The organism is Rhizobium mesosinicum (genome assembly GCF_019511345.1).
GTDB lineage: Bacteria > Pseudomonadota > Alphaproteobacteria > Rhizobiales > Rhizobiaceae > Rhizobium > Rhizobium mesosinicum.
This window is the reverse complement of the sequence record NZ_JAEUAK010000004.1, coordinates 103,918-120,924: the sequence shown is the minus strand read 5'-3', so window position 1 is coordinate 120,924 and position 17,007 is coordinate 103,918. Positions and strand designations below refer to the sequence as shown.

The 17,007-nt window shown below is 60.9% G+C and carries 20 protein-coding genes and 1 pseudogene; 14 read left to right on the top strand and 7 right to left on the bottom strand.

Features of this window, described 5'->3' with window-relative positions; translation table 11 throughout:
- The first annotated feature begins 17 nt into the window (after window positions 1-17).
- The 4 genes and pseudogenes from JNB85_RS11470 (at window position 18) to JNB85_RS11455 (ending at window position 3,898) form a co-directional block, all read left to right on the top strand.
- A complete protein-coding gene (locus tag JNB85_RS11470; RefSeq protein WP_220334484.1) occupies window positions 18-1,895 on the top strand; it encodes an ABCB family ABC transporter ATP-binding protein/permease in 1,878 nt (625 codons plus the stop codon).
- Between the two features lie 133 nt (window positions 1,896-2,028).
- Window positions 2,029-2,730, top strand: a pseudogene (locus JNB85_RS11465) (phosphatidylserine decarboxylase); the annotation flags it as partial.
- Between the two features lie 19 nt (window positions 2,731-2,749).
- Window positions 2,750-3,595 (top strand): CDP-diacylglycerol--serine O-phosphatidyltransferase, encoded by an 846-nt coding sequence (gene pssA, locus JNB85_RS11460; RefSeq protein WP_220334482.1) that lies wholly within the window; start codon window positions 2,750-2,752, stop codon window positions 3,593-3,595.
- A gap of 165 nt (window positions 3,596-3,760) precedes the next feature.
- Window positions 3,761-3,898: a hypothetical protein gene (locus tag JNB85_RS11455; RefSeq protein ID WP_220334481.1), complete on the top strand. Its 138-nt coding sequence runs from the start codon at window positions 3,761-3,763 to the stop codon at window positions 3,896-3,898.
- Between the two features lie 182 nt (window positions 3,899-4,080).
- Here JNB85_RS11455 and JNB85_RS11450 read toward each other — a convergent pair whose 3' ends face one another.
- Window positions 4,081-4,845, bottom strand: a complete 765-nt coding sequence (locus tag JNB85_RS11450) for an SOS response-associated peptidase (RefSeq protein WP_220334480.1) — start codon at window positions 4,843-4,845, stop codon at window positions 4,081-4,083.
- A gap of 95 nt (window positions 4,846-4,940) precedes the next feature.
- Window positions 4,941-5,261 carry a YnfA family protein gene (locus JNB85_RS11445; RefSeq protein ID WP_220334479.1) on the bottom strand — a complete coding sequence of 107 codons (321 nt, stop codon included), beginning with the start codon at window positions 5,259-5,261 and terminating at the stop codon, window positions 4,941-4,943.
- A gap of 105 nt (window positions 5,262-5,366) precedes the next feature.
- Here JNB85_RS11445 and JNB85_RS11440 point away from each other — a divergent pair, with 105 nt between their 5' ends.
- The 7 genes from JNB85_RS11440 to JNB85_RS11410 all read left to right on the top strand — a co-directional run bounded on the left by JNB85_RS11440 (window position 5,367) and on the right by JNB85_RS11410 (window position 9,492).
- A complete protein-coding gene (locus JNB85_RS11440) occupies window positions 5,367-5,783 on the top strand; it encodes an NUDIX hydrolase (RefSeq protein ID WP_220334478.1) in 417 nt (138 codons plus the stop codon).
- Between the two features lie 51 nt (window positions 5,784-5,834).
- Window positions 5,835-6,317, top strand: coding sequence for a TIGR02301 family protein (locus JNB85_RS11435; protein WP_220334957.1), 483 nt, complete (start codon window positions 5,835-5,837; stop codon window positions 6,315-6,317).
- A 103-nt stretch (window positions 6,318-6,420) separates the two neighbouring features.
- Entirely contained in the window at window positions 6,421-6,678 is a 258-nt protein-coding gene (locus tag JNB85_RS11430; protein WP_018115578.1) for a hypothetical protein, read from the top strand.
- A 19-nt stretch (window positions 6,679-6,697) separates the two neighbouring features.
- Complete coding sequence (locus JNB85_RS11425; protein WP_220334477.1) at window positions 6,698-7,450, top strand: hypothetical protein; 753 nt, start codon at window positions 6,698-6,700, stop codon at window positions 7,448-7,450.
- Window positions 7,451-7,520: 70 nt separating this feature from the next.
- Entirely contained in the window at window positions 7,521-8,360 is an 840-nt protein-coding gene (ygfZ, locus tag JNB85_RS11420) for a CAF17-like 4Fe-4S cluster assembly/insertion protein YgfZ (RefSeq protein ID WP_220334476.1), read from the top strand.
- On the top strand, window positions 8,357-8,965 hold the full coding sequence (locus JNB85_RS11415; protein ID WP_220334475.1) for a YfbR-like 5'-deoxynucleotidase: 609 nt from the start codon (window positions 8,357-8,359) through the stop codon (window positions 8,963-8,965). Before ygfZ ends, JNB85_RS11415 begins: the two co-directional genes overlap by 4 nt.
- Window positions 8,962-9,492, top strand: a complete 531-nt coding sequence (locus JNB85_RS11410; RefSeq protein ID WP_220334474.1) for a tyrosine phosphatase family protein — start codon at window positions 8,962-8,964, stop codon at window positions 9,490-9,492. The genes JNB85_RS11415 and JNB85_RS11410 overlap by 4 nt, the downstream gene beginning before the upstream one ends.
- A gap of 140 nt (window positions 9,493-9,632) precedes the next feature.
- Here JNB85_RS11410 and JNB85_RS11405 read toward each other — a convergent pair whose 3' ends face one another.
- Both JNB85_RS11405 and JNB85_RS11400 read right to left on the bottom strand, forming a co-directional pair.
- Window positions 9,633-10,148, bottom strand: a complete 516-nt coding sequence (locus tag JNB85_RS11405) for a superoxide dismutase family protein (RefSeq protein WP_220334473.1) — start codon at window positions 10,146-10,148, stop codon at window positions 9,633-9,635.
- A gap of 123 nt (window positions 10,149-10,271) precedes the next feature.
- On the bottom strand, window positions 10,272-10,613 hold the full coding sequence (locus tag JNB85_RS11400; RefSeq protein ID WP_220334472.1) for a hypothetical protein: 342 nt from the start codon (window positions 10,611-10,613) through the stop codon (window positions 10,272-10,274).
- A gap of 467 nt (window positions 10,614-11,080) precedes the next feature.
- Between JNB85_RS11400 and JNB85_RS11395 the strand changes: the two genes are divergently transcribed.
- The 3 genes from JNB85_RS11395 (at window position 11,081) to JNB85_RS11385 (ending at window position 14,567) form a co-directional block, all read left to right on the top strand.
- A complete protein-coding gene (locus tag JNB85_RS11395; RefSeq protein ID WP_220334471.1) occupies window positions 11,081-12,982 on the top strand; it encodes a putative bifunctional diguanylate cyclase/phosphodiesterase in 1,902 nt (633 codons plus the stop codon).
- Window positions 12,983-13,055: 73 nt separating this feature from the next.
- Window positions 13,056-13,700 (top strand): HD domain-containing protein, encoded by a 645-nt coding sequence (locus tag JNB85_RS11390; RefSeq protein ID WP_220334470.1) that lies wholly within the window; start codon window positions 13,056-13,058, stop codon window positions 13,698-13,700.
- A 9-nt stretch (window positions 13,701-13,709) separates the two neighbouring features.
- On the top strand, window positions 13,710-14,567 hold the full coding sequence (locus JNB85_RS11385; protein WP_220334469.1) for an MOSC domain-containing protein: 858 nt from the start codon (window positions 13,710-13,712) through the stop codon (window positions 14,565-14,567).
- A 4-nt stretch (window positions 14,568-14,571) separates the two neighbouring features.
- Here the strand turns inward: JNB85_RS11385 and JNB85_RS11380 are convergent, their stop codons facing one another.
- The 3 genes from JNB85_RS11380 to JNB85_RS11370 form a co-directional block, all read right to left on the bottom strand.
- Complete coding sequence (locus tag JNB85_RS11380; protein ID WP_220334468.1) at window positions 14,572-15,567, bottom strand: aldo/keto reductase; 996 nt, start codon at window positions 15,565-15,567, stop codon at window positions 14,572-14,574.
- 112 nt (window positions 15,568-15,679) lie between these two features.
- Window positions 15,680-16,450, bottom strand: coding sequence for a DNA repair protein RecO (gene recO / locus JNB85_RS11375; RefSeq protein WP_220334467.1), 771 nt, complete (start codon window positions 16,448-16,450; stop codon window positions 15,680-15,682).
- Window positions 16,451-16,504: 54 nt separating this feature from the next.
- On the bottom strand, window positions 16,505-16,873 hold the full coding sequence (locus tag JNB85_RS11370) for a response regulator (RefSeq protein WP_220334466.1): 369 nt from the start codon (window positions 16,871-16,873) through the stop codon (window positions 16,505-16,507).
- Window positions 16,874-17,007 lie beyond the last annotated feature (134 nt).

The window sequence follows — 17,007 nt, the reverse complement described above, 5'->3', positions numbered from 1 at the left end:
CCGGGCTGGAGACAAGCATGGCAAACGGCAAGACAGTTTCAGACTCCAACCTATTGGGAACGCTCTACAATCTTTGGCCCTATATGTGGCCGAAAGACAGGCCGGATCTGAGGATGCGGGTCGTCTGGGCCTCGGTCTACCTGCTCATCTCGAAATTCGTGCTGCTGCTGGTGCCCTATTTCTTCAAGTGGTCGACCGATGCGCTGAACGGCAGGATGGACCTGCAGGGCACGCTGCCGCCGCTGCTGATCGGTGCCACCGCCCTCGTCATCGCCTATAACCTGACCCGTCTCATCCAGCTCGGCCTCAACCAACTCAGAGACTCGCTCTTTGCCAGCGTCGGTCAATATGCGGTGCGCCAGCTTGCCTACCGCACCTTCGTGCACATGCATGAACTTTCCCTGCGCTTCCATCTGGAGCGCAAGACGGGCGGGCTTTCGCGCATTATCGAGCGCGGCACCAAGGGCATCGAAACGATCGTGCGTTTCACGATCCTGAACTCGATCCCGACGGTCATCGAATTCCTGCTGACGGCGGCGATCTTCTGGTGGGGCTACGGTTTCTCCTATCTCGCCGTTACCGCCTTCACCGTCTGGGCCTATATCTGGTTCACGATCCGCGCTTCCGACTGGCGCATCTCGATCCGCCGGGCGATGAACGACAGCGATACGGACGCCAATACCAAGGCGATCGATTCACTCCTCAATTTCGAGACCGTCAAATATTTCGGCAATGAGGAGATGGAGGCCAGACGCTTCGACAAGTCGATGGAGCGCTATGAAAAGGCGGCGACAGATGTGTGGACCTCGCTCGGCTGGCTGAACTTCGGCCAGGGCGTGATCTTCGGCATCGGCACGACGATCATGCTCGTCCTCTCGGCCTGGTCGGTCCAGCGCGGCGAGCACACGGTCGGCGATTTCGTCTTCGTCAATTCTATGCTGCTGCAGCTTTCCGTGCCGCTGAACTTCATCGGCTTCGTCTATCGCGAAATCCGCCAGGGGCTGATCGATATCGAGCAGATGTTCGATCTTCTGGAAGTGAAGGCGGAGGTTCTGGACGCGCCCGATGCGAAAGACCTTGTCATTGGCCAGGGCGCCATCTCCTTCAAGGACGTGCATTTCGCCTATGACCCGGCCCGGCCGATCCTGAAAGGCATTTCCTTCGACGTTCCCGCCGGCAAGACGGTTGCCGTCGTCGGCCCGTCGGGCGCCGGCAAATCGACACTGTCGCGCCTGCTCTATCGTTTCTACGATATCCAGAGCGGTTCCATCACCGTCGACGGGCAGGACATCCGCACCATCACGCAGAAAAGCCTGCGCTCGGTGATCGGCATGGTGCCGCAGGATACGGTCCTGTTCAACGACACCGTCGCCTATAACATCCGCTACGGCCGGCCTTCGGCCAGCGAAGCCGAGGTGAAGCAGGCGGCTGAAATCGCCCAGATCGGGCATTTCATCGAAATGCTGCCGGAGGGTTTCGAAACCAAGGTCGGCGAACGCGGACTGAAGCTTTCCGGTGGCGAGAAGCAGCGCGTGGCCATCGCCCGCACCATCCTGAAGGCCCCGCCGATCCTGATCCTCGACGAGGCGACCTCGGCGCTCGACACGACGACGGAGCGGGAGATCCAGACGGCATTGGATGTCGTTTCCAAGAACCGCACGACGCTGGTCATTGCCCATCGCCTCTCCACCGTCATCGGGGCCGACGAGATCATCGTCTTGAAGAGCGGCGAGATCGCCGAGCGCGGCACGCATGCCGCCCTTCTCGAACAGAACGGCCTCTATGCCTCGATGTGGAACCGCCAGCGCGAGGCGACACAGGCCGAGGAGCATCTCAAGCAGGTTCGCGAGAGCGACGAGCTCGGCATCGTCAACCGGCTGGCGCCGGCGAGCTAGCGCCGTAAACGGACGAAATCGTCCGTTTTATTGTTTAGAACCGACGCTTTGAAGGCGACCTGAGGTCCGCGCCATTGCTCCTCCTGTCGTTTTTCTGTAACCAGCGGATACGAAAAACGACAGGAGGCCGGCATTCATGAGCTTGTTCGATACGGTTCGCAACACGATCGTACCGGTGCACAAGGAGGGTTACGCCTTCGTCGCCGCCTTCTTCGTCGCGTCGCTCGTATTGGGCTGGATCTTCAAGCCGCTCTTCTGGGTCGGGCTTATCCTGACGCTGTGGTGCGCCTATTTCTTCCGTGATCCGGAGCGGGTGACGCCGCAGGACGATGATCTCGTCATTTCGCCCGCCGATGGCAAGGTTTCTTCGATACAGATGGTCACGCCCCCTGCCGAGCTGAATCTCGGCAACGAGCCTATGCTGCGCATCTCCGTCTTCATGAACGTCTTCAACTGCCATGTGAACCGCGCGCCGATGCGCGGCCGCATCGTCAGCATCAATTACCGCCCCGGCACCTTCGTGAATGCCGAACTCGACAAGGCGAGCGAAGAGAACGAGCGCAACGGTCTTGTGATCGAGACCAGCCACGGCCAGATCGGCGTGGTGCAGATCGCCGGCCTCGTCGCACGACGAATCCTCTGCTTCTCGCACGTCAATGAACCCGTCGATGCCGGCGAACGTTTCGGTCTTATCCGCTTCGGCTCGCGCCTCGATGTCTTCCTGCCGGCTAGTGCCGCACCGCGCGTCTCGCTCGGCCAGACAGCGGTTGCCGGCGAGACGGTTATCGCCGAATTCGCATCGTCGAAGGGCCCGGTCATCAGCCGCCGCAGCTAATTTTTCAGGAGAGCGCGATATGGAACCACCCTTTCCGCCCTTCGAACCGAACGGCCCGAAGGACGATTCCGCCCGCGGACCGCGCCTGCGCGAGATTCCGATCCGGCTCGTCGTTCCGAACCTCATCACCATCCTTGCCATCTGCGCCGGCCTGACCGGCATCCGGCTTGCTTTCGAAGGCCGGTATGAGCTGGCTGTCGCCATGGTGCTCCTCGCCGCGTTCCTCGACGGCATCGACGGGCGTGTGGCGCGGCTGATGAAGGCCACGTCGAAATTCGGCGCGCAGATGGATTCGCTCGCCGACATCGTCAATTTTGGCGTCGCCCCTGCCCTCGTGGTCTATGTCTACGCGCTTGACGAAGCGCGTTCGCTGGGCTGGATCGCCGCGCTCATCTACACGATCGCTGCCGGCCTCAGATTGGCGCGCTTCAACGTGATGTCGGAGCGCGAGAACCGCGCGCCCTGGCAATCGGAATATTTCGTCGGCGTGCCGGCTCCTGCCGGCGCGATGCTCGTGCTTCTGCCTGTCTATCTCGGCTTTCTCGGCCTCACCACCGACCGGATCTTCGCCTTTCTCTCCTCGGGCTACACGGTCCTCATCGCCTTTCTGCTCATCAGCCGCCTGCCGGTTTGGTCCGGTAAATCCGAGAGCCGGATGCGGCGCGATCTCGTGTTGCCGGCGATGCTCGGCGTCGTGCTCTATGTCGCGATGCTGATGAGCTTTACCTGGGAAGTGATGGTCTTCACCGTCTGCGCCTACCTCGTTTCGCTGCCCTTCGGCGCGCGAAAGTGGAAGCGCAAATATGGCACGCTGACCATCGAGGAACCTGGTATCGGCGAGGACGACATCGGTCGCCACATCTGAGCATCCACTTTATTAAGTAAGTATTAACGAACGCAGGCTTCGGTTAAGCCTCGCGAATTATGGTTCGTGTTTACATTTCCTGATCGGCGATGCCTCTCTTTTGTCGCTATTAAAGACAAAAGAACAGAACAGATAAAATTCTAGGAAACACGTAAGGAGAGTATCGTGACCTCGAAGAAGACAACGGAACAGCAGCAGACAGCCAAGCCGGATCTCGCGACCAACTACCGCCCGCTCGGCCTCAAAGCGGTCGCTGCGGCCTCGATGATGGCGAAGCCGGCGTCGGTCAAGAAGTCAGCCTAAGCGGGCGCGAAAAACCCGACGAGAAGGATGATCGCCTGCAAGCTCCTGACGATGCCGATCATGACATCGGTACTTGCCATGCGGCGTATCTCGCGAAAGGGGCTGCAAGCGACGCATCTGTTAGCCAAAATTAGCCGGCAGACATCACCGGATTGCATTCAACCCGACAGTGGAGCTGGGCTTCAAAAGAAGCTGAGCTGGCCGTCATCCGGTGTTTTTTTCTGCGGCGGCTTCGGCGCCTTTTCGAGCGGCACTGGCTCCTGCAGATCCGGCCCCATATTGGCGACCTTATTGACCCTGTCAGAAACCGGAATCGCCTCGAAGAAATCCTCCTGAACCGGCTGCATGAGGCCCGCGACCTCGCGCGGCTCCTGCGTCTTGCAATCCAGCCAGCGTGAAAAATCTTCCGGCTGGATGACGACGGGCATGCGGTCATGGATCGAGGAGATCGCACCGGTTGCCTTCGTCGTCAGGATGGCGCCGGTGTCGACCTCAGAACCATCGGCCGAGGACCATGTTTCCATCAGCCCGGCAAAGGCGATTACACCACCCCTGCGAGGCCTGATCCAGTAGGCCTGTGCCTTCTCGCCGCTTTCTTTCGAAGGGCGATGCCATTCATAGAAGCCGGAGGCGGGTATGAGGATGCGGCGATGGCGCATGGCGGCGCGGAAGGAGGCCTTACCGATGGCGGTTTCGGCGCGCGCGTTGATCAGCAGCGGAAATTCCTTGGGATCCTTGACCCAGCCCGGGGTGAAACCCCAGCGCACCAGAAGAGCGCGGCGATCCGGCAGGTTGCTGCCCGGCTCCTGCCCCTCGCCGGCGATGACGACCAGAATCGGCTGTGTCGGCGCGATGTTGTAACGCGCCGGAAAGCCTTCCAGCTCGGCAAGGCTGAAGGCTTCGGCGATATCCTTGACTACTTCTGTCAGGGCAAAACGTCCACACATAAGGGTTTCTTTGCACCCTGCCCCGGATGGGTCAAGGCGGTTTGCCCTCGTGCAATTGCAAATGGCAGGCGCTGCACATCTTTTGTGGAATTGTGCTAACCGCGCGGCGCACAGAGGATGATCGCGGTGCCGGCGAGGCAGACTAGCCCGCCGCCGATGTCCCAGCGGTCGGGAACGCGATTCTCCACCAGCCAGAGCCACAGCAGCGAGGCGACGATGTAAATGCCGCCATAGGCCGCGAAGGTGCGGCCGGCCGCCTCGCTCGGCACCAGCGCCAGCAACCAGGCAAAGAGCGCCAGTGACGCCATGCCCGGCGCCAGCCACCAGACGGGCTTTGCCAGTCGCAGCCAAGCCCAGAAGGCGAAGCAGCCGGCAATTTCGAAGAGGGCGGCAAAGGTGTAGATCAGGTAGGTCAAGCGCGTCTCGCAGGAATCATGAGCCATAATCCACGCAATGCCGACGGTTGCGCAAGGTGAGCCGCCCGTGGGATAAGGCGGCATCACAGCAAAGCGTGCGAAGCGATGACCTCCCAAGCCAAACCCGCCTCTTCCGCCATCCTTGAACGTGATGGCCGGTTCCTTCTCGTGCTCAGGCGAAACCCGCCGTCTGCCGACATGTATGCCTTTCCGGGCGGACGCGGCGAACCCGGCGAGACGCCCGAGCAAACGGCGCTGCGGGAATTTCTCGAGGAGACCGGCATTCAGGCACGAAACCCGCGCCTGTTCTCCACCTATGACCTGAAGACGCATACGCCCGATGGCAGCATCAGCAGCCATTTCTTCCTCTCCGTCTTCCGCGTCGAGGCGGACCGCCATCTGATGGCTGAAGCCGCTGACGATGCGGCAGCGATCGGCTGGTACAGCGTGGAAGAGATCCGGCGCATGCCGGTGCCGCAAAGCGTGCTCGAATGCGCTGAGCGGTTGGTGGCCGGAGAATGAGGCCATCACGAGAATAGAAGTGGAAACTGCCGCATGCGCCTTGTTCCGGTCATCCTCCCCGTATCAACTGGAAGCATGATTCCCGTTCGACGCGTCGTCTTGTCATCTCTTGTCTTTGGCGGCCTCGTCTGGGCCGGTGCCACAATGGCGCAAGGGGGCGCGCAAAATGGGGTGCAGGGCGGCAAGAATGCGCCTCCGCCACCGGAGGAAATAGTGCCGCAGGTTGCGATCGTGCCCTATGACGACAAGCTGGCGCGGCTGGCCGAGGTTCTGGGCTCGGTGCATTATCTGCGCACGCTCTGCAAGGCGCCAGGGGCGGACGAATGGCGGGCCGACATGCAGCAACTGCTTGATTCCGAAACGAATGGAGAGCCGCAGCGCAAGGAAAAACTGACCGCAGCCTTCAATCGCGGCTACCGGGCATTCGCTTCGGTTTACACGGTTTGCACGCAGGCGGCCATCGTGGCGGAAGAGCGGTACCGTAACGAAGGTGCAACACTTGCCACAGAAATTACTTCGCGCTTTGGAAATTAACGTTTAATTAACCTGTTTTCGCATGCGCACGTGTCGTTTTGGGAAAAGGCTGTTAGTGTTGTTAACGTAGCGGTAAGACATGAGAAGTTCTGAGGAAAAGATAATGGAACCAAGCCTCAACGACATCGACGACATGATCGTCCACGAAAAGATGCAGGCGGCTCTGGAATACCAGAACGAGGCTTGGGCCGATGGCATGGCCGATGGCATCGAGCCTGAAATCATTGCCGATGCTGCAATTGCACATGCACTGCGCGAGACGATCAGACTGCATGGAGAAGGTAGCGCCGAGGCCTTGCTCGATTCGCTTCGCGACCGCATGCTGGCAGGTGAGTTTTCCACCAACAGGACCCTGCAATAAGGGCAATAAAGAGAGTCTCATGCGTACCGGTAAAGATCTTTCCCCGCGAATCCCTCTCGCGCCGGTCCTGCTTGCCATTGGCATCGCCGCAGGCAGCATGCTGTCTGCTTCTTCCGCCTACGCGCTTTCCGAACTTCAGAAAATCCCGGGTCAGCCCGATGCGCGTGACGCGGCGCAGCAGAGCCCGCAGCCGCCGGCTGCACCGCAGAACGGCTCTTCCGGTGTTCCCCAACCGGACCCACTCGTCAACAAAGAGAGCGGCCAGAGCGTCGACAAGACTCCAGGCGCATTGGACGATTCCAAACCCGTCGAAGTGATCTACGACATCAGCAAGGCGCCGGAACCGGTGCGCAAGATGCGCGAACAGATCGTCGAGGCCGCCGCCTCAGGCGATCTCGAACGCCTGCGCCCGCTGATGGGTACCGGCGCCGGTCAGACGCAGGTGACTGTCGGCGAACCCACGGACGATCCGATCGGCACACTGAAAGATCTCTCGGGCGATCCCGATGGCGACGAGATCCTTGCTATTATGCTCGACGTCATCTCGACCGGCTTCGTGCATGTCGGCCAGGGCACGCCCGACGAAATGTATGTCTGGCCTTATTTTGCCGAAAAAGACCTGAAAACGCTGACGCCGCCGGAACGCGTGGAGCTGCTGCGCATCGTCACCGCAGGCGATCTCTCGGATATGCAGGAATTCGGTGGCTATAATTTCTATCGCGTCGGCATCGCGCCTGACGGTAAATGGAAGTTCTTCACGGCCGGCGACTGACGTCGCGGTTCTTGCACCTTCAGCTTCAAAGACCTACCTCTGAGCGACCATCAACGCGACAGGTTTCGCCATGCCAGCCGTATTCCTGAAAGACCGCTCGCTCATTGCCGCCGGCGGTACGGAAGCAGAAGCTTTTCTACAGAATCTCATCACCACCGACATCGTTTCGCTGGGTGCGGACGAGGCGAGGCCGGGCGCGCTGCTGACGCCGCAGGGCAAGATCCTGTTCGACTTCATGATCTGGCGCGACGACGACGGCTTCGTCATCGAAACGGATGCGGCCCAGCGAGATGCCCTCTTGAAGCGACTGATCATGTATCGCCTGCGTGCGCCGGTAACGCTGACGCCGGTTGCCGAGGACGGCGTGACCGTTTCCTGGGGCGAGGATGCCAAAGATGGCGTCAAGGACAGTCGCTTTGCCAAGGCCAATGTTACTGTTTTGCGTCGTATCGGTCATCATGGCGGCGACGATGCGGCGCTCTACGATGCGCTGCGCATCGAGAATGGCATCGTCACGTCAGGACCCGATTATGCGCTTCAGGACGCTTTTCCGCATGACGTACTGATGGATATCGACGGCGGCCTCTCCTTCAAGAAGGGCTGCTATGTCGGCCAGGAAGTGGTGTCCCGCATGCAGCATCGCGGCACGGCGCGGCGCCGCGTCGTGACCGTTTCGGCAGGCGCCGCACTGCCTGCCAGCGGCACCGAAATCACCGCCAATGGCAAGCCGGTCGGCACGCTCGGCTCCGTCGAGGGGACGAGCGGACTGGCGATCGTGCGCATCGACCGCGCCGGCGAAGCCATGGCATCCGGCACGCCTCTGCTTGCCGGCGATGTTTCGGTGACGCTCAGCCTGCCGGCCTGGTCCGGGCTAAGCTTCCCGACCTCCTCGGACGAGGCCAGCGCGTGACGAATGCGAAGGCTCCACGTGCCTGGCAACGCATGCTGTCCGGCCGGCGGCTCGATCTGCTAGACCCCTCGCCGCTCGACGTCGAATTGAGCGATATCGCCCACGGACTTGCACGCGTCGCCCGCTGGAACGGCCAGACGGCAGGTGATCACGCCTTTTCCGTGGCGCAACACTGCCTTGTCGTCGAATCCATTTTCCGGCATTTCAATGAGGCCACAGCCGCCGATTGCCTGATGGCACTGCTGCATGACGCGCCCGAATATGTGATCGGCGACATGATCTCCCCCTTCAAGGCGGTCGTCGGCGGCGGATACAAGACCGTCGAGAAGCGGCTGGAGGCGGCTGTGCACCTGCGCTTCGGCCTGCCGCCGCACCCCTCCCGCGAGCTCAAGGACAAGATCAAGAAGGCTGATACGATCGCCGCCTATTTCGAGGCGACTGTTCTTGCCGGCTTCACGCCGGCCGAAGCGCAGAAATTCTTCGGCCAGCCGCGCGGCATCACGCGAGACATGCTCGCGATCGATCCCGTCCCCGCGCTCGAAGCGCAGCGGCTCTTCTGCGAGCGTTTTGCCGAGATCGAGGCGAAGCGGAGCGTCGGCGCGTGACCGTGATCGTGGTTTCTCCCCTGGCGCGGATCGGCGAAATGGCCGTGCGGCACAAGGCGCGCGAGATGATCAGCCTGATGGCGAAGGAGCAAGCCTTTCACCGGCCGGGCGTCATCCAGGCCGACCGGCATCTGCTGCTCAACATGAACGATATTGTCTTCAAGGGTACGGGTGATCTCGTGGCGCCCGACGAAAAGCACGTGCGGGCGATCATCGATTTTGCCGCCGGCTGGCAGCAGGAGGCACCGCTGCTCGTCCATTGCTGGATGGGTGTATCCCGCTCGCCTGCCGCGGCGCTGATAGCAGCTCTCTCGCTCGCGCCCGAGCAGGAGGATATGGCGCTTGCGCGGCGGCTGCGAACCGCCTCGCGCTATGCGACGCCGAACGCGCGGATCGTCGAAATCGGCGATGCACTGCTTGACCGGCGCGGCCGGCTCGTCGACGCCGTGAGAGCCATCGGTCGCGGCGCGGAGGCTAATGGCAATGCACCTTTCGTGCTGCCCGTCAGGGACAATTCAAATGGTTGAGGCGCGTCGCCTGCTGCTCCATCCGGCTTCGACGAGGCACTCGAGGAGCACCTGGAACAGGAGGGCTGGGTGATGGCGAGCCCCATCAGCCGCTCGGCCTATCGGGTACAGCCGCCGGCGCCGACCAGACGCAGCCATAACTATTTGATCACGCCGCAGGCGATCCTGTCGCCGGCGCCGCCGGATGGCTGGCTTCGATAATCATCGGAATCGGCATGCACCATCAGCGCCCGGCCACGCACGCCATCCTCCTTGCCATCGAGCGAGATCATGGTGTCGAAGATTTGTGCGCGCAGGATACCGTCCTGACCGACATACTGGTTCGGCATGTCGCCTGCATGCGGTCCCTTGGCCGCCAGGAAACCATGTTCGGCCTTGGTCGGATTGAAATGACCCCCAGCCGATTCATGATGGGATGCTGCGTCACAGCGGCCCGTTTCATGGATATGAAAGGCGACCCATTTATTGGCCGGCAGGCCGGAAATTTCCGCCTCGATGAAAACGCCGCCATTGGCGGCAGCGGTCAGCGTGGCGCGGCCTGCCTCGTTGCCATCGGGGCCGATAAAATTCGCCGTCGCCGTCTGCTTGTCCTGAGCAAAACCTTGGGACGCCGCCCCAAGCAGGCCGAGGACGGCGATGATGCCTATGATTTTCATCGGGTTTCCTTCCGTTTCGGGGACTGAGTCCCAACGCCTTACAAAGGAAGGTGTTCCGGTCTGCATAAAAGGCAAGAAAAAGCCGGCCGCGGAGGCCGGCTGACGAAACAAGCTGACGAAGGGTCAGGCGGCGGCACCGAGATCGAACTCGCCGTAGGTATTGCGATAGATCTGCATCGCCTGGTCATCGGCATCGGGGGCAAGCTGCTGCAGCGCATAGGGAACGGCCGTTCTGCTCGCCGAGCCGCTGTCACTGTATTCCATCATGAGCGCGACGAGGCTGCTCGGATATTTCGGCGCCGAATTGTCGGCATCACCGTCTTCGAGAAATTCCCTGATGATGCCTGGCTTTTCATCTGCGGCGCGCTCGGTGCGGCTCAACACGCCGTCGCCATTGGCATCGAGCCGCGAGAGCGTTGCCAAATATGCATAAGAGATGTCTGGAACTGATGAAAGAGCAGTCATACAAATCTCCATTCACCGCTTCTTACGGTGAGGGTCTGTACGCAGTACGCGAGTGGAAAATATCAAAGGCTGGCTTGCTGGTTAAACTGATTTGCGGCCTCGGTCAATAAGCTGTTAACTCACGATTAACCATAGTTGACAAAGTGTAACTGCCTGCATCGACGGCAGTTTCATTTCAGCTCGATAAGCCAGGTTTGTTCGTTATTTCAGTAGTTTGTGAGATACAAGCAAATTACCGGCAAGGTATAAAGAGCCGCCCGGTTGCAACCGATTATTAATCGGAGCGGTAGAAGATGCCGCATGCAGGTTGCCGGAAATGGCCATTTGCAGCCTACAAAAATTGATTCATATTCATTTTAGAAAGGTCTTTTTTATGCCAGGCGCGATATGGCACCTTTGCCAATCGAAGAGGTCTTCGCCTTTTGCCATGCTTGCATCGCAACCGTCCCGCGAGGGGACCTGCGCGCATGAAAGCTGAGACGCTTTTCTGGCAACAGTGCACGCAGGCCGTCAATGAGGACGGATCTATCGATGCAGAGCATCTGATGGAGCTCGTCATCGCGACCTATCGCAGCCATGAAAGCGGATATGACGAGATCGAGCGCAGCGCCGAGATGCTGCTTACCGAAAATCGCGAACTTCGGGACACTATCAGCTCCACCGCCCAGGCGCTTGCAGAACAGCACAAGCTCTTCGAAATCGTCCTGAACAATCTGCCGCTCGGGCTCAGCGTGTTCGATGCCGACCAGCGGCTGACCCTTTCCAACCTGCGCTTCCGCCAGCTCTTCGGCTTTAGCGACGGCGATGTTGCGCCCGGCACGACGATTGCCGACCTGATGCACAAGACGCGTGGCACTGAGCAAACCGGTGCCAGGACACGCAGCAGGAAGGAAGGCCAGGAGGCTTCTTCGAAGGCAGGGCGCATCCGCCGGCGCGAATGGCTGATGGATGACGGCCGCATCATCCAGAGCGTCGTTACCATTCTTGCCGATGGCAGCAATATCGCCATTCATGCCGACATTACCGAAGACCGCAAGGCTGCCGAGCGCATTACCTATCTCGCCCACCACGATCCGCTGACCGGCCTGCCGAACCGCATTCGCTTCCGCGAGCAGCTCGATGCGGCTCTTGCCGAGCGCAGGCAAGACGAGCAGATCGCCCTCGTGCATCTCAATCTCGACCGGTTCAAGTCGATCAACAATACGCTGGGCGTCTCTGCCGGCGACAAGATCCTGCAGCAGGTCGCAGAGCGCATCCGCGCCTCGGCCGGCTCGGAAAATATTCTTGCCCGTCTCGGCTCGGACGAATTCGCGATCCTGCAGACACACCGCCAGCAGCCGTGGAATATCACGGCACTCGCCGATCAGATCCGACGGGAACTCAGCGAACCCTTCTTCCGCGGCGACAAGCAGGTGGAACTCAGTGTTTCCATGGGCATTTCGATCGCTCCAGACGATGCTGCAGAAAGCGATAAGCTGCTGCGCAACGCGGCGGTCGCTCTTTCCCACGCCAAGGCGGACGGGCGCCGGCACCAGCGCTTCTTCACCGGCGAGATGGACGAGAAGATGCAGGCTCGCCATGCGCTGGAGGCCGATCTGCGCGTCGCCGTGCAGAACGAGGAATTCGAGCTTCACTACCAGCCGCTCTACGATCTGGCGCAGCATCGCATCTGCGGCTTCGAGGCGCTGATCCGCTGGAATCATCCGATGCGCGGTCGCGTCCCGCCGATGGAGTTCATCCCGCTTGCCGAGGAGGTCGGCCTCGTGGTCGATATCGGCCGCTGGGTTTTGCACCGCGCCTGTAACGATGCAGCGCGATGGCCCGAAGATATCAAGATCGCAGTGAATGTCTCGGCCATCCAGTTCAGCAGCAGCGACCTGCTGCAGGATGTCAACGAGGCGCTTGCAGCCGCAGAACTCTCGCCGTCACGTCTGGAACTGGAAATCACCGAGAGCGTGCTGATGGAAAATCGCGATGAGGCGTTGCCGATCCTGCATGCGCTCAAGGAGCGCGGCATCCGCATTTCGATGGACGATTTCGGAACCGGCTATTCGTCGCTGAGCTATCTATCGAGCTTCCCCTTTGACAAGATCAAGATCGACAAGTCCTTCGTGAACGATATCGTCGATCACAAGGAAGCGCATGCGATCATGCGCGCGATCATCCTGCTCGGTGATGCGCTCGGTATGCGCGTGACCGTGGAGGGTGTGGAAACCGCCGAACAGATGGCACTACTCGAACGCGAGGCATGCGACGAGATCCAGGGCTATCATATCAGCCCCCCGAAACCGTTCGGCGATGCGGCACACATGCTGTCCATGCCGCCAAAGAAGAATGGCGCTACGCCGTTCGCCAAGCTCCGGCGCTGATCTCGGCACGTTGCGACTCGCCGGCCAAGCCGTTATCGACTGTATGCGAACCCTTTGAAAACCGGTGACGACGATGTTCAAGGCCGAAGCCTTCTTTCCCCACGAGTCTCTGGCGGTCGAGCTCATTCCACATGCAACCGAGGGTGACGACGGGTCTCACGACCTTGCCCATATCCTGCGTGTCTTCCGCAACGCCATGCGTATCCACGCTGCGGAAGGCGGCAAGGGCCAGGTGCTGGCGGCTGCCGTACTGCTGCATGACTGCGTCGCCGTCGAGAAGAACTCGCCGATGCGCGCCCATGCCTCGGCGCTCGCCGCCGAGAAGGCTTCGCGGATATTGAAAGAGTTTGGATGGGGCGACGAGGATATCGCTGATGTCGCCCATGCGGTGACCGCGCACAGCTTCTCGGCGAACGTGCCACCGGAAACGCTGGAGGCGAAAATCCTGCAGGATGCGGATAGGCTGGATGCCATCGGCATGGTCGGCGCGGCGCGCTGTTTCTACATAGCGGGACGGCTCGGATCGGGCCTCTACGATCCGTTCGATCCTTCTGCCAAGGATCGGGCGCTTGATGACAAGCGTTATGCGGTTGACCATTTCCAGACGAAGCTGTTCAAACTGGCCGATGGCTTCCAGACCCGGACCGGCCGCGAACTGGCCGCCGCCCGCGACAGGAGCCTGCGCGACTTCCTCTCGGCATTTATGGACGAAATCTAGGAGCCTATGATGCGTGTCAGCGATCTCTTCATCTATCCGCTCAAGAGTGCCCGAGGCATCGCCCTGCCCGCTACCGAGATCGATGCCCATGGCCTGCCCGGCGACCGGCGTGCCATGGTGACGGACGCAGACGGATATTTCATCACGCAACGCGAGCTGCCGGCCCTTGCCCGCATCGACGTACGGCCCGAAGCCGGCGCCTTCCGGCTGCTGATGCAGGGCAAGCCCGACATCGCCGTGCCGCCGCCACATCCGGACCGGCGGCTCGATGTCACCGTCTGGAAATCGGTCGTCAGCGCTGCCGTTGCCGATGATGACAGCAACGACAGGCTTTCGGAATGGCTCGGCCGCGAGGTAAAGCTCGTCTTCTTCGACGGTCAGGCTCAACGAACGGCCAATGCCGAATGGGCAGGCGAAGGCACGCCGGTGACCTTTTCCGACGGCTACCAGATACTGGTGACGACGACTGGATCACTGAAGGCACTCAACGCGGATCTCGCAGCCCATGCCGAAGGCGGCGTCGGGATGGAGCGTTTCCGGCCGAATATCGTCATCGACACGGACGAGGCTTGGGCCGAGGACCGCTGGGCTGCAGTCGAGATCGCCGGCATCCGCTTCGACCTCGTCAAGCCCTGCGCCCGCTGCATCATGACGACGCAGGACCAGTTGACGGGTTCGCGCGATGTCGCGAACCCCATGCCTGCCATGGGTCGCATCCGCATGTCGGGCGACCGGCGTGTGCCCGGCCCGCTTTTCGGTTGGAACGTGACCCCGCGCGGGACAGGCAGGGTCGCAATCGACGACGAGGTGAAGATCATCGAAGCACGGTCCGAAGGCTGGGCCTTCAAGGTTCGCGCCCGAGCTTAAAACCTCAGACGCGGGCCAGCGCCGCGTCGATCTCAGCCATTACATCTCCCGGCAACGGACCCTTTTCCAGTGCGCCGGCATTTTCCTCGACCTGCGCCACCGTCCGGAAACCGGGAATGGGCAGGGTGCGCGGCGAGCGCGCCCAGAGCCAGGCAAGCGCGCCCTGCGTCAGCGTGCGTCCATCCGATGCGAGCAGGCTGCGCACGGCATCCAGCCTTGCAGCAAATTCCGGCGCGATACGGCCATCCTTAAAATAGACCATCCATTCGAGTGCCGCCCCGCGCACATCCTTGGCGCCGACGGCCTGATCTGGTGTGAACTTGCCGGTCAGCAGGCCCATGGCAAGCGGACCACGATTGATGGAGATGAGACCGTTCCTTTCGACGACGTCGATCATCTGGGGTACAGGCTCGAAGACGTTCATCGTATGCTGGATCGAGACGAAGCCAGGCCGGCCGGCATGGCGGGCGGCGCGATCGGGGAAATCCGTGCTCCAGCCGAAGGCATCGATCTTGCCCTCCGCCCGCAGGACCTGCAGCGTATCGAAGACTTCGTCGGACTGGTCCAGCGGAAAATCGTTGATGTGGAATTGCAGGAGATCGAGGCGCTCCCGCTTCAGCCGGCGGAGCGACGTCTCGACGGACTGGCGGATGAAGGCCGGATCGGCAAAAGCGCCGGTCGCCTGCTTCGTTTCCGGATTGGTGGCGAAACCGAACTTGGTGGCGATGACGATATCGGCGCGATTGCCGATCGCCTGTCCCAGAACCTCTTCCGAATGGCCGGCACCGTAATTCGAGGCCGTATCGAAAAAGCGAATGCCAAGGTCGATCGCGCGGTTGATCGCGGCGATGGATTCATTGTCGTCCACCTCACCCCAGCCTAGCGGCGTGTCGCCGGCGAAGAACGGACCGCCGATCGCCCAGCAACCCATGCCGAGGCGGGGAACCTCCTGTCCGTTCCATAGCGTGATGGTGGTCGATGTATCGGGCTTGGTTAGCATGGCTTCCTCCTTGAGCGCTAAGGACTTTCCTGATCGACGGAGAGATAGGGGTGCGGCGCATAAGGGTAAACCGCCAAAACTGAAGACTGTTTTGCAGGAATGAAAAAGCCGCTCAGGCAGAAAGTTCATCCGGCCGTAAAAGCGTCCGCGCAGCCGGATTCAGCGCCTTGAGCGCCGCCTGAACGAAGCCCTCGCGCGCTGCCGAAGCCTCCAGGCCACGCGGTTCATAGACATGGCGATGCAGAAAGAATCCTGTCAGACGGAATGCTGCTGCGAGGCTTTCGAAATCGGCCGCGTAGTTTTCCCCTGCATTCAGGAAAGCCGGCAAAAGCAGCATCTTGTCGGCCCAAGGCTCCCCGGCACCGCGGCTCACGGCACGGCCGGATTTCGGCGAGACATAGGCGAGATCGGTGCGGGTTCCGGTCGCCGCGCATTCCGAGAGGTCGAGCCCGAAGCCGAGGTCGTTCAATACGGCAAGCTCGAAGCGTACGAAAAGCTCGCCGGCGTCGGTGGGGTTGTGAAGATGGTCGAGAATGACTTCCAGCGCCTCGAAGAGATGCGGATGCGGATCGCGTTCGGGGAGTAGGCGCAGAAGGGCACCCATGGCCTGCACACCGTAGACGGCTGTTGCCGTCTCCATCAGCCGCGCGGCGCGCAGCTTTACCGGTTCGAGGCGGAATTCACCGAGATGTTCATCCAGCCGGGCACGCCAGGTGATCTCCACCTCATTGCCGGGCTGCAGCACTGGCTGCATCGTGCGCGAACGGCCGGACCGGACGAGACCGAGATGACGGCCGCGCTCACGCGTCATCACCTCGGCGATGACGCTCGTCTCACCGTGGCGCTTGACGCCAAGAATGATCGCCTGATCCTGCCATTGCATCGGAAAACCGTCCTTCAGCCTGCCGATTCATTTTAAAGCACGGTTCGAGCTATGTCATTCCGCCGGCGACGGGAAAAGCTTCTGGAGGAAGTCGCGCATAGCATTCTCGTCGAAAGGTTTGACGAGAAGGGGCACATCCTGAAGGTCGGCCGGAAAATCCTGCGTATCGGAATAGCCGCTGACGAAGCCGAATGGAATATTGGCCAGCGACAGATCCCGCGCGAAATCGAAGCTCATAGCCTCTCCCAGATTCACGTCGAGAAGCGCGAAATCGTAATCTGCGACCCGGATTGCGTCCCTGGCCTGGTCGACGCTATTGGCAATATCGATAGTATCGGCACCAACGAGACGCAGGATATCCTCCGCCTCCATTGCGATGATAAGACTGTCTTCCAGGACCAGAACACGGGTTCTTGCGTTCATGATCTCCATGCCCCTCGTGAAGCGCAGACTATGCGGCGCTTCGGCCTTTTTGCAAACATCATTCCGCCGTTGCCCCACCTCGACCGTTGACGGTGATTGCCCACCACTACTGAATAGCCACATTTTCGCCTCCG

Excerpts from the sequence above, each read along its gene's own strand:
- JNB85_RS11450 (WP_220334480.1), bottom strand. The coding sequence starts at position 4,845 with ATGTGTGGACGTTTTGCCCTGACAGAAGTAGTCAAGGATATCGCCGAA.
- JNB85_RS11430 (WP_018115578.1), top strand. The coding sequence starts at position 6,421 with ATGGAACCAAGCCTCAACGACATCGACGACATGATCGTCCACGAAAAG.
- recO (WP_220334467.1), bottom strand. The coding sequence starts at position 16,450 with ATGCAATGGCAGGATCAGGCGATCATTCTTGGCGTCAAGCGCCACGGT.
- JNB85_RS11385 (WP_220334469.1), top strand. The coding sequence starts at position 13,710 with ATGCGTGTCAGCGATCTCTTCATCTATCCGCTCAAGAGTGCCCGAGGC.
- JNB85_RS11390 (WP_220334470.1), top strand. The coding sequence starts at position 13,056 with ATGTTCAAGGCCGAAGCCTTCTTTCCCCACGAGTCTCTGGCGGTCGAG.
- ygfZ (WP_220334476.1), top strand. The coding sequence starts at position 7,521 with ATGCCAGCCGTATTCCTGAAAGACCGCTCGCTCATTGCCGCCGGCGGT.
- JNB85_RS11395 (WP_220334471.1), top strand. The coding sequence starts at position 11,081 with ATGAAAGCTGAGACGCTTTTCTGGCAACAGTGCACGCAGGCCGTCAAT.
- JNB85_RS11380 (WP_220334468.1), bottom strand. The coding sequence starts at position 15,567 with ATGCTAACCAAGCCCGATACATCGACCACCATCACGCTATGGAACGGA.
- JNB85_RS11400 (WP_220334472.1), bottom strand. The coding sequence starts at position 10,613 with ATGACTGCTCTTTCATCAGTTCCAGACATCTCTTATGCATATTTGGCA.
- JNB85_RS11370 (WP_220334466.1), bottom strand. The coding sequence starts at position 16,873 with ATGAACGCAAGAACCCGTGTTCTGGTCCTGGAAGACAGTCTTATCATC.
- JNB85_RS11440 (WP_220334478.1), top strand. The coding sequence starts at position 5,367 with ATGACCTCCCAAGCCAAACCCGCCTCTTCCGCCATCCTTGAACGTGAT.
- JNB85_RS11405 (WP_220334473.1), bottom strand. The coding sequence starts at position 10,148 with ATGAAAATCATAGGCATCATCGCCGTCCTCGGCCTGCTTGGGGCGGCG.
- pssA (WP_220334482.1), top strand. The coding sequence starts at position 2,750 with ATGGAACCACCCTTTCCGCCCTTCGAACCGAACGGCCCGAAGGACGAT.
- JNB85_RS11425 (WP_220334477.1), top strand. The coding sequence starts at position 6,698 with ATGCGTACCGGTAAAGATCTTTCCCCGCGAATCCCTCTCGCGCCGGTC.
- JNB85_RS11470 (WP_220334484.1), top strand. The coding sequence starts at position 18 with ATGGCAAACGGCAAGACAGTTTCAGACTCCAACCTATTGGGAACGCTC.